Annotated in this window: 11 protein-coding genes; all 11 read right to left on the reverse strand. The window is 51.9% G+C overall.

Features of this window, described 5'->3' with window-relative positions; genetic code table 11:
- Positions 1-119: 119 nt before the first annotated feature.
- On the reverse strand, positions 120-590 hold the full coding sequence (locus tag B5D20_RS09735; RefSeq protein ID WP_159071770.1) for a formylmethanofuran dehydrogenase subunit E family protein: 471 nt from the start codon (positions 588-590) through the stop codon (positions 120-122).
- Between the two features lie 182 nt (positions 591-772).
- Complete coding sequence (locus B5D20_RS09740; RefSeq protein WP_078666048.1) at positions 773-1,594, reverse strand: ATP-binding cassette domain-containing protein; 822 nt, start codon at positions 1,592-1,594, stop codon at positions 773-775.
- A complete protein-coding gene (gene cbiQ, locus B5D20_RS09745) occupies positions 1,585-2,394 on the reverse strand; it encodes a cobalt ECF transporter T component CbiQ (protein ID WP_078666049.1) in 810 nt (269 codons plus the stop codon). Before cbiQ ends, B5D20_RS09740 begins: the two co-directional genes overlap by 10 nt.
- 2 nt (positions 2,395-2,396) lie before the next feature.
- Positions 2,397-2,588 carry a CooT family nickel-binding protein gene (locus B5D20_RS09750; RefSeq protein ID WP_078666050.1) on the reverse strand — a complete coding sequence of 64 codons (192 nt, stop codon included), beginning with the start codon at positions 2,586-2,588 and terminating at the stop codon, positions 2,397-2,399.
- Between the two features lie 3 nt (positions 2,589-2,591).
- A complete protein-coding gene (locus tag B5D20_RS09755) occupies positions 2,592-2,882 on the reverse strand; it encodes a PDGLE domain-containing protein (RefSeq protein WP_078666058.1) in 291 nt (96 codons plus the stop codon).
- On the reverse strand, positions 2,879-3,520 hold the full coding sequence (locus tag B5D20_RS09760) for an energy-coupling factor ABC transporter permease (RefSeq protein WP_078666059.1): 642 nt from the start codon (positions 3,518-3,520) through the stop codon (positions 2,879-2,881). Before B5D20_RS09760 ends, B5D20_RS09755 begins: the two co-directional genes overlap by 4 nt.
- Positions 3,521-3,701: 181 nt before the next feature.
- Positions 3,702-5,699 (reverse strand): NAD-dependent DNA ligase LigA, encoded by a 1,998-nt coding sequence (ligA, locus tag B5D20_RS09765; protein ID WP_200803496.1) that lies wholly within the window; start codon positions 5,697-5,699, stop codon positions 3,702-3,704.
- 17 nt (positions 5,700-5,716) lie between these two features.
- A complete protein-coding gene (locus tag B5D20_RS09770) occupies positions 5,717-6,592 on the reverse strand; it encodes a lipid II flippase Amj family protein (RefSeq protein ID WP_078666052.1) in 876 nt (291 codons plus the stop codon).
- Between the two features lie 22 nt (positions 6,593-6,614).
- Positions 6,615-8,258, reverse strand: a complete 1,644-nt coding sequence (locus B5D20_RS09775) for a putative manganese-dependent inorganic diphosphatase (protein ID WP_078666053.1) — start codon at positions 8,256-8,258, stop codon at positions 6,615-6,617.
- A 4-nt stretch (positions 8,259-8,262) separates the two neighbouring features.
- Positions 8,263-10,437 carry a DNA helicase PcrA gene (gene pcrA, locus B5D20_RS09780; protein ID WP_078666054.1) on the reverse strand — a complete coding sequence of 725 codons (2,175 nt, stop codon included), beginning with the start codon at positions 10,435-10,437 and terminating at the stop codon, positions 8,263-8,265.
- A gap of 87 nt (positions 10,438-10,524) precedes the next feature.
- Entirely contained in the window at positions 10,525-10,890 is a 366-nt protein-coding gene (locus B5D20_RS09785) for a transcriptional repressor (protein WP_242952062.1), read from the reverse strand.
- Between the last annotated feature and the right edge of the window lie 427 nt (positions 10,891-11,317).

The following is an 11,317-nucleotide window of genomic DNA, read 5'->3' on the forward strand; positions in this document are numbered from 1 at the left end:
CTTTTGCCTAAAGGCCGGATTTTCCCCCTGAACGGTCTATATTAATTATTGAATGGATATTCATTTTGTGCCTATTCTTTACATGTCTTCTGTTCACGGACAAAAAATAAGCCAGGCAGTTATTCCTGCCTGGTTTCCACTTTGAGGAAAAACTCCTCATCCTCCAGATCCATGACTTGCTGGGCCAGTTCCACCATTTCAGCAATAATTTCTGACTTTCTTCCATTTTTTACTGGGCTCAGTTTTTCCTGAAACAATTGTTGCCATTGTTCCTCATAAACAGCTAACCGGGGGGTTAGCTCCAGCTCAATCCTTAAACTCTGTCCTGGCAATGATAGTTCAAAATGGTATCTGTCCTCAGCCTCAACCTGCAAATTTCCTTTGCCATAGGTTGCCCCCAGCAACAGCTGCAGAGCATCCAAACCGCAAAAACGTTTACCCGCCCTGATAATGCACTCATCCCCCGGTGGATATTGTCGTCCTAATTCCTGCAGCATACGCATGGCCACCCGATAACCAGCCGCAATGCCCGGACAGACATGACCATGAAATTGTACCACTCGTTCCCAGGGGGTCAGTTCTGTACACATCGCCATCGCTCCTCATATTTTTGCTATGGCGATTATAACATATTTTAAAAGCAGGCGCAAAGGCGAGCGAAACCTTTGCGCCCATAAAGGAAGGTTTGGAAGGAGGAATATATATGAAAAAGGCCATGGAAACCCCTCTCTTATCAGAGGACCAGGTCTCCATGACCTTTTCATTCTCATCGTTATTTTGTCTGTAAAAGCTTCCTGATAATGGCCGCCCCTTCAGCTATAGTTTTCGGCATTTGTTCCAGCTGCAATTCCGGCAGCTGCTGAAAGAGCCTGGTGATGATGGGAAAACACAGGGCAGCAGCCTCTACTAACTGTTTATCAGTTAACAGTTCCGGCCCTCCCTGGGCCAGACAGGTTCCATCCTTAATCACAATTAACTGATCTGCCCATTCTGCCGCCAGGTCCACATCATGGGTAGCAATCACGATGGTAGTGCCTCTGGCATTTAATTCATCCAGAATGTGAAACAGAGTATCTTTTCCCTGAGGATCCAGAAAGGCTACGGGTTCATCCAGGATAATCACTTCCGGATCCATGGCCAGAATGCCGGCAATGGCCACCCGTTTTTTCTGCCCGTAGCTCAAATGGTAGGGAGCTTTATCCTGATAGGCCGTCATCCCCACAGCCGCCAGGGCAGCCGCTACCCGCCGGCTGATTTCATCCGGTTCTAGTCCCATGTTCAGCGGCCCAAAGGCTACATCTTCCCAGACTGTGGCGGAAAAAACCTGATCATCCGGATCCTGAAAGACCAGTCCTACCTTGCTGCGCAAAAGCCGCGCATTCCGGGCGGTAACCGGTTCGCCATCAAACAATACCTGCCCGCGTTGAGGCAGATGGATCCCGTTCAAATGCAGGATCAAAGTGGATTTCCCGGCTCCATTCGGGCCTAAAATGGCTACCTTTTTGCCCCGGGGAATGGTCAGGGAAAGACCGCGCAGGGCCACTGTCCCATCCTTGTAACGGTAAAATAGGTCCTGAACTTCAATTAGAGCCACTTCTCCACCCCGCTTATTTCAGCGATTTTAAGCAAAATCCCCATCGACACGATGGCAGCGCCGGTCACCCAGTCCTGCCAGCGCGGTGCCATCTGGGTACTGCAGGCTACTTCTCCCTGGTAACCCCGGGCCAGCATAGCAATATAAATCCGGTCTCCCCGTTCAGTTGCCCGCAAAAACAGCATCCCCACCATCTGCCCCAGGGTTTTCATGGTGCGCCAGTGATAAAGCCCTTTGCCTCTTTGAAAACCCCGGGCCTGGCGGGCAGTTTGCATTCTCTCCAGTTCACTGCCCAGCAGACTGAAATAGCGGAGGGTAAAGGCGATCAAACTGACCAGCAAATCAGGCAATCCCAGCTGACGTAAGCCCTGTAATAACTGAGATTGGGTAGTAGTTTCCGTCAATATGGTCAAAGCCAAGACAGCATTCAAGACACGCAAAGCCAGAAACAGGGCTTTTTGCCCGCCTTCCACAGTTGCGGTCAATTTAAAGGCCAGTATATTTCCCGTCCAGAGCGGCTGCCCTGGAGTGATAAAGGGAACCAGCAAAACCATCACTCCGGCAAAAGGCAAGAACCAGATTAGTCTTTTCAGCAAGGCAACAGGGCTAATTCGCGCCAGCAGCGCTATTCCCAGTAAGACCAGAGCAGCAACTGCCAGCAGTAAAATATTTTTAATGGTGGAGAAAATGATAATCATCGAAATGAGGGAGAGAATTTTCAAGCGAGTTTCCAGCTGCAGCAGAGGGGAACGCCCTGCGGCAACAGTTGGGAAGTCCCCGTGATAACCTGCCTGGCACATAGCTATTCATTCCTTTCCAGAACGATCTTATGATCCACCAGGGCCATTTCCACAATCCGGCCTTTTATGGTTTTGCGCTGACCGAAAATATTCTCCAGATATAACTCATTACCCTGGGGGATGATTTTGTCTACCCGTTCCAGCAGCAATTCCTCTTTTTCCCCCTGGCGTAGATAGGCATTGGCCTCACACATAGCCTAGCTCCTCCTTTCCTTGCCACCGATTAAGAGTTTGCCCACTGCGTACATAAATATAAATACCAGACAAGTCCCCACAATTCCTGCCACAGCCGTAGCTATTTTTTCATTTTGAATACCGGGAAAAAGATAGTCAGGGATAGGAGAAGAGAACAATGAGGTTCCCTTTTCCAGAAAGCCATGATCTTCGGCTACCCGTTCCAGGCCATCCGGGCTGGAGGAGGCGAAAGGCGAAAGAAAAGCCGCAATCGCCAGGGCCAGGCCCAGTCCGCTCAGAATTTTGCCTTTCATGCTTCCCACCCCGCTTTCTCCTGTTCAACCTCATAGACCAGACGATTTTTAAAGACGAAGTTTACAGCCACAGCCGTGAGCATTCCTTCACCGATACCGATCAAGGCATGCCAGAAGGCCATCGCCGGTAAAACCTTGGCCAGAGGAATGGTGCCAGAGATAGCCAGCTCCAGAGAAGCCGCCACCGCTGCTGCCATAACCGAAACCCAGCCGGCCAGGAAATTGCTTACCCCGGCAGGCAAGCGCAATTTTTTCAAGCTGTTTTCCATCAACCAGGCAGTTCCGACGCCAATCACCGCCATGTTAAGGATATTAGCCCCCAGAGCTGTGATGCCACCATCCTGGAAAAACAGACTCTGGATGATTAAGACTGTTGCCAGAATTAAGCTGGCACTCCAGGGCCCCAGCAAGGAGGTAGCCAGAGCCGCCCCCAGCAAGTGTCCCGAAGTTCCGCCGGCCACCGGGAAATTGACCATCTGACCGGCAAAAATAAAGGCTGACATGATGCCCAGCACCGGGATTTGCCGCTCCTTGAGACTAGCCTGAGCCTGCTTGATGCTATACCCTAAAGCTCCGGTACTAATGGCCGCCGCCGGCACCCAAACGCCAGGGCTTAAAAAACCATCTGGAATATGCATTTCCCTCACCCTTTCTTTTAAAATAAAAACCACGGCAAAGCCCCTCTCCTTGCTGGAGAGACAGACCTCCGTGGTCATCGTTCCGTCAATATTATGCTTGTTGAAAATAACTCTGTCCAGTGATACCTCCATGGTATCTTGCAAAATTATTATACAACAACCCGGGCAAAATGACAAGAGGTTAGTTCGAAATTTTCTGCCAGAACTCTTCCTCTGATAAAACCGGTATACCCAGTGCCCGGGCCTTTTCCAGCTTGCTGCCCGGGTTTTCCCCTGCTACCACAAAAGAGGTTTTTTTGCTGACACTGCTGCTGGCCTTGCCGCCCAGCTGTTCTACCAGGGCTTCCGCTTCCTTTCTCCCCATCCGGCTTAAGGTACCGGTAATGACCACCGTCTGGCCGGCCAGAGGCAAATTGTCCACAGTAACCGGATCCGCATCTTCTTCCATCTTCACCCCGGCTGCTTTTAACTTATTCAGCAAATTGCGGTTATGTTCATCGGCAAAAAACTGGACAATGGCTTCCGCCATTTTCGGCCCAACTTCCGGGATCTGCTGCAATTCCTCCTGTGTAGCCGCTGCCAGCTTCTCCATGGAGCCAAAATGGCGGGCCAGGGTTTTAGCCGCTTTGGCCCCCACATGGCGAATGCCCAGGGCAAAGAGCAATGGCCCCAGGCCCCGTTCCTTGCTGGCTGCAATAGCTTGCAGCAGGTTTTGGGCGGATTTTTTGCCCATGCGCTCCAGTGGCAATAAATCCTCTTCTCGCAAATTATAGAGGTCGGCAGCATCCCGGATCAGGCCCGCTTCCAGCAACTGGTTGACCACCGCCGGACCTAAGCCCTCGATATTCATGGCCTCCCGGGAGACGAAGTGATTGATGGCCTCCCGGTTCTGGGCCGGGCAGAAACGATTGGGACAGCGCACAGCCACTTCCCCTTCCGGCCTTACTACTTTGCTACCACAGGCCGGACAGTGTTCGGGCATGACAAATTCCCGTTCCAGACCGCTGCGCTTTTCCTTCAACACTCTGACTACTTCAGGAATGATATCCCCGGCTTTATGAATCAGCACATGGTCCCCGATGCGTACATCCTTTTCCCGGATGATGTCCTGATTATGCAAACTGGCCCGGCTGACAGTACTGCCAGCCACAAACACCGGCCGCAAAACCGCCGTCGGTGTCAGCACCCCGGTACGCCCCACTGTGATTTCAATATCTTCTACCACTGTTTCCGCCTGCTCGGCCGGGAACTTGTAGGCAATAGCCCAGCGGGGACTTTTGGCGGTAAAGCCCAGGCGCTGCTGCTGGCTCAGCTTATTGACCTTGATCACCAGGCCATCAATATCATAGGGCAGCTGGTGGCGTAATACCGCCCATTCCTCTGCCAGAGCGATTACCTCTTCTATATCGCGGCAAAGGCGGCGCTGGGGATTGACCGGTAGGCCCAGCTGTTCCAGCCAGTCCAGGGCAGCGGCATGGGTGGAAATTTCCAGCCCTTCCGTCTGGGCCAGAGCATAAATGAAAACCGCCAGAGAGCGTTTGGCTGTCACTTTGGGATCCAGCTGGCGCAGAGAACCGGCCGCAGCATTGCGGGGATTGGCAAAAACCGGTTCACCATTGGCTTCCCGCTCAGCATTTAACCGGACAAACGCTTTTTTCGGCATGAAAGCCTCTCCCCGCACCTCCAGCAAGGGGGGAGCCTTGGGTAGTTCCAGGGGCAGAGTTTGAATGGTTTTGAGGTTTTCGGTAATATCCTCCCCTACTTCCCCATCCCCCCGGGTTGCTCCCTGCACAAACCGGCCCTGCTCATAGGTCAGAGCCACCGCCAGGCCGTCGATTTTGGCTTCCACCATGTATTCCGGGTCCTCTCCGCCCAGATTTTGTTTAACCCGGCGGTCAAAAGCCCGCAGCTCCTCGGCATTAAAGGCATTATCCAGGCTCAAAAGGGGAATGCGATGCCTGACCTGGCCAAAGGCTTTTAAAGGTTCTCCTCCTACCCTGCGGGTAGGCGAATCAGCCGTAATCAGCTCCGGATATTGCTCTTCCAGCTCCAGCAATTCCCGGTAGAGGGCGTCATATTCAGCGTCAGTCAATACGGGCTGGTCCAGCACATAATAGAGATAATTATGGCGGCGTATCTCCCGCCGCAATTCCTCAATGCGCCGGCGGGCGTGTTCCATATCCATACTCTCACCTCTTATCCCTTCAGCAAGGTGGCCGTCCAGGCAATTACCTGGGCCGCCGGTACAGTAATCAGCTGGGCGAATAGAGTGCCAGCTATCCGGCTGAATGACAGATATTTTACCATTACCGCCACTTCCTCCTCTTCCCTTACCCCGCGTAAGGCCTGGTCAGTGAGGGAAGCCACCTGGGGGTCAACGGCTGTGGCCAGGAACACGGTAGCGAAACCGTTGACAATGGCAGATAAAGTCACTGCAGTCGTGCTGAAGCGGGGATTCATGGCTCCGGCAAACATGGCCGACAGTACCCCGGTAGTTGCCAGGCCGGTAGCCAGGACATTCAGTAAAAAGACCTGGCCGGGCAAAGGCAATTTTTCCCCCTGGCGCACTTTGTTAATATGGCTTAAAGAAGGCGGCTTGATTTCCTTCAAACCCTGACGTAATTTGCCTGGATGTAAAAGCAACACTACCATTTTGGGCACTGAACCCACTTTTTCAAAAAGCAGAATCAAACGGCTGAAGATGCGGACAAAGCTGGGAACCAGTAAGGTTCCCAGCACTGTGCCTGCAAAAGCCGCCAGCAGCACCAGCCTGACTTTTACTGTCAGTCCGGCCAGGGTGGATTGATAGATGGCCAGGTGTTCCAGCTGGGTTTGTTCCAGTTTGCCCACTCCAGCAGTGATGGTATGAATGGCATCATCCACCAGACTGGCAAAGAGCGGGCCCTGGATGGTATTGGCCGTTGAGGCCAGCAAGAAAATCACATTCCAGAGGGAAAAAGCGATGGCCAGCCGTTTGGTCTTCACTCCCGCCAGACGGACGGAATAGGCTAAGGTGCTAATCAGATGCAAGAGGGCGGTAAAAATCATCACCACCCATAAGCGGCTTTCCATGGGCCTGGCCTCCTTAAAGGGTTTATTTACTCAAATGAGCCGTTAATGGCGGCACAACCTGTTTCTTGCGGGACATAACTCCAGGCAGATACATGGCCTGGTCGACAAGAGGCTGGCCAAAAGTTTCCTCCACCACCCGGCTTTCCGGGCCGGTGACCAGCAATTCGGTCCCTTCTTGCAGGATATCGGTAATCATCAGCAAGACCAAATCCAGGCCTTTCTCCTTGCGAATGGCCTCCATATCCGCCAGCAGTCCTGCTTTCAGCTGAGCCAGCTGAGAGAGGTCCATGGTTTCCACCTGGCCGATACCCAGGGTAAGGGGACCCATCTTGAATTCCTTGAAATCCTGATAAATGATTTCCTCATTGGTCCGCCCCACCAGGCTGGTACCGGCTTTATACATCTCCAAACCAAACTGGTCTATATCTACCCCGGCAATTTCCGCCAGCCAGCGGGCGGTTTCCTCATCCCGTTTGGTGCAGGTGGGGGATTTGAACAGCACAGTATCAGAGAGGATAGCTCCCAGCATCAACCCCGCCATGGTCCTGGGGATTTCCACTCCTGATTCCCGGTACATGCCAGCGACAATGGTCGCAGTACAGCCCACCGGTTCATTGCGGAAAAAGATGGGTTGACCGGTCTGGATATCCCCCACCCGGTGGTGGTCAATGACTTCCAGGATTTCCGCCTGTTCCAGGCCATCAACAGCCTGACTCTTTTCATTATGGTCCACTAAAATCACTTTCTTGCGGGACAGGGCCAGCAAATGATAACGGGAGACTACCCCGAGGAAGCGGTTATTTTCATCCACTACCGGGTAATTGCGGTAACGGGTTTCCAGCATTACCTTTTTGGCTTCATCTGCCAGGTCATCAGCCTGAAATACAATGCAGTCACTGGCAGGCCGCATCAAGCTGCTGACCGGGGCACTCATATTGATCAAACGGGCAGCAGCAAAAGTATCATGGGGTACGGAAACCAGGGCTGCTCCCCGCTTTTCCGCCTCCGCCCTAACCCGGTCACTGACCGTATAGCCACAGGTGATAATCAGGCAGGCCGCTTCCCGGGCCAGCGCCGTCAGTTGAGCTTCTTCCCTGTTGCCCAGGATGACCACATCTCCCGGGCTTATGTAATCTGCCATGGTCTGGGCCGCCATCGCCCCGATAATCACATTCCCGGTCAGTTCGGTACTTTCCGCCGGACCGCTCAGCAGTTGACCATTGAGAGTGCGGATAATATTTCCCAGGGTAACATGCATTTTACCCAGGTTTTCCAGCCCCAGTTCCTGCATGTATTTGTGGGCAATATCCCCCAGGGTGACCAGACCCAGAAAATGGTTTTGCTCATCCACAATGGGAATGGTTTTAATGTTGTGGGTGCGGGTGAGAATGCCCACTTCCCGCAGGGGCGTGCCCGGCAGCACTGCTACCGGTGTATCCCCGTTTAACATATCCTCCACCCGGGCTTTGACATCAGTCAGCAGAGGCGGAGCTTCCACTCCGAAGTAGTCCAGCACAAACTGGGTTTCCAGATGGAGTTTACCCGCCCGTGCCGCCTGATATTCCCCGCCCCCCAGGGCGTTTTTGAGATAGGCATAGGCAATGGCAGAACAGATGGAATCAGTATCAGGGTTTTTGTGGCCGATTACATACACTGGTTTGGACATTTTTCTACAACTGCTCCTTTCTGATTGGTGCGTATTTTGCTATAAAAACCTTGATTCCCAGGTTCGGAAAAGCAATAGAAAGCTCGGTATCTTCTCCCTGGCCCTTAATGCCGACAATAGCCCCCGGTCCATATTTTTTATGCACTACCCGGTCCCCCAGCTGCCATTCCTGTTCAGCTGCTGTCGACCCTTGAGCTGATGTGGAGGCAGCTCCCGCCTCCAGGCGGTCTACCCCGCTTCTGCTGGCCCCTGTCCCCCGTTCCAGCAAATGGGCGGGAATCTCACTCAGGAAGCGGGAAGGGGGGTTAGTGCTGATACGGCCAAAGAGGTTGCGGCTCCAGCAATGGGTCAGATAGAGCTTCTCTTTGGCCCGGGTGATGCCCACATAGCAAAGGCGACGCTCTTCTTCCAGTTCCGCTTCTTCCAGGCTGAGCAGGGCCCGGGAGTGGGGAAAAATCCCCTCTTCCATTCCGGCCAGGAAGACCACGGGAAACTCCAGACCTTTAGCGGAATGGAGAGTCATCAGAGTCACCTGCTCCCCACTTTCCAAAGTATCAAGGTCACTCATGAGGGAAATCCCGGCCAGAAAACCTTCCAGGCCTTCTTCTTCCTGGCGGGCATCAAATTCCATGGTTACCGTCCGGAATTCCCGCAGGTTTTCCAGGCGGGTCTGGGCCTCCACCGTTTTTTCCGCTTCCAGTTCTGCCTGGTAGCCGGTGCGCTCCAGCACTGCATCCAGCATTTCCGTAACCGAAGCGATCTCCACCTGCCGACGCAAATCCTCCATTAGATTAATGAAGTCCCGCACTGCCTTCTGGGACCGGGCAGAAAGTCCTGGAATTTCCTCCACTACCATTAAGGCCTGGTAGAGGCTGAGATTGCGCCGGGCCGCTTCCTGGCGGATTTTGTTCACCGTAGCTTCCCCGATATTGCGTTTGGGCACATTGATAATGCGCTCCAGACTGACACTATCAGCCGGATTGACCAGTACCCGCAGGTAGGCCAGCACATCTTTGATTTCCTTGCGTTCATAGAACTTGAGGCCTCCGACCATTGTGTACGGGATGGCATTGCCGATCAGCTCATCTTCAATGGCCCGGGACTGGGCGTTAGTGCGGTATAAAACCGCAAAATCGCTGTAAGGGCGGCCATTCTTATTTAAACGCAGGATTTCTCCCACGATAAAGCGGGCTTCCTCCTTTTCATCCCCCAGCTGCACACAGACGATTGGTTCACCTGCCGGGTTTTCCGTCCAGAGGGACTTATCCTTGCGACCCACATTATTGGCTACCACCGCATTGGCCGCAGCCAGAATAGTTCTGGTGGAACGATAATTCTGCTCCAGTTTGATTACTTTCGCCTCAGGATAGTCCCGTTCAAAATCCAGAATATTGCCAATATCCGCTCCCCGAAAACGGTAAATACTCTGATCATCATCCCCCACCACACACAAATTGCGATGGGCCGAAGCCAGCAAATTGACCAGGCGGTACTGGGCATGGTTGGTATCCTGGTATTCATCCACCAGGATATAGAGGAATTTCTGCTGATAATAGGCCAGGATTTCCGGAAACTCCTCAAACAGCTGCACAGTCAGCATGATCAGGTCATCAAAATCCAGGGCCTGGTTACGAATCAGTTTTTGCTGATAGCTCTCATAGACCCGGGACGCCGTTTCCGCCAGCCAGTCACCATAAACCCGGCGCCGCATTTGGGCCGGGGTTTCCAGGCGGTTTTTGGCATCACTGATCAGGGCAGCCATCAGGCGAGGGGAGTATTTTTTCTCATCCAGATTCAGTTCCCGCAGACATTCCTTCAGCACTGTCTGCTGGTCTGCCGTATCGTAGATAACAAAATTGGGATCATAGCCCAGATAGCTGATTTCCCGCCGCAGGATGCGCAGACAGGCGGAATGGAAAGTGGAAACCCACATGTCTCTGCTGATAGCTTCCCCTACCAGCTGTTCCACTCTTTCCTTCATCTCACCGGCCGCTTTGTTGGTAAAAGTGATGGCTAAAATCTGCCAGGGCTTGACTCCCTGCCTGATCAGATAAGCGATACGATGGGTTAAGACCCGGGTTTTGCCACTGCCGGCCCCGGCCAGAATTAGCAAGGGGCCATTGATATGGGTAACAGCTTCCCGCTGCACAGGATTGAGGTTGGCCAGCAAATCAGCCATTTTGTTCTTCCTTTCTTTGCTTGTACTAAGATTGATATATATTCTACAAAATCTGTTTGTTTCCTGCTATTTGTTTCCTGCGTAAAATTAGAGTTTTCTCCACCTGGCTTTACGGCCGATTTCTACAGGAGTAATTAAACCCTGGTCCTTTAGTTCTTTGAGAACTCTATAGACAGTAGGGCGACTGATGTCCGGACAAACTCTTTCTATATCTGAAATAGTAAATTCTGCATTGAAATGGTTAATCGCCTCTTTTATTCTTTCACCCTTACTCCCTTTATAAGAGCTTATATTACCAACCCTTTCCTCAAACTCACGGTAAGCGGCCAGAATAATCCCCAAAAAATATTCCAGCCAGGGCAACAGGTCATGCTGGCCCTCATGCCAGCCTTGCGAAGAAGCCCACAGGGTTTCATAGTATGACTCTTTGCTTTTCTCAATCAGCTTTTCCAAACTGATAAATCTACCCACTTCAAAGCCAAACTTGTATAAAAGCAGTAAAGTCAATAGTCTTGAAAGACGGCCATTACCATCTCTAAATGAGCTAATTGCGTTGTCAGAAAATCCTGACAATCCAAGGGATTAGCGAAAGGTCAAAAATAAATTTACCCCAGAAAAAGGTGTATAGAAAAGGGTTTTTAGCGCAAAACAAGAGGCTGAGGGAAAAATTCACCCCAGCCTCAAATGTTGTAAAAAATAAGCAACAGGCATCCACCTGTGGTAAAATTGAAGTTGAAAAGACAAAAATCCTACCCAGGGAGGGATGCCTGTTATGGCTATTATACCACAAATTAAGCTATTTGAGTGGACAGAAATACAAACAATTGGAGATTTAGTTCGTTTACGGCTGGTTCTGGATTACATGCCAGACGAAGAGTTA

This window comes from Carboxydocella sporoproducens DSM 16521, assembly GCF_900167165.1.
Taxonomy (GTDB): Bacteria; Bacillota.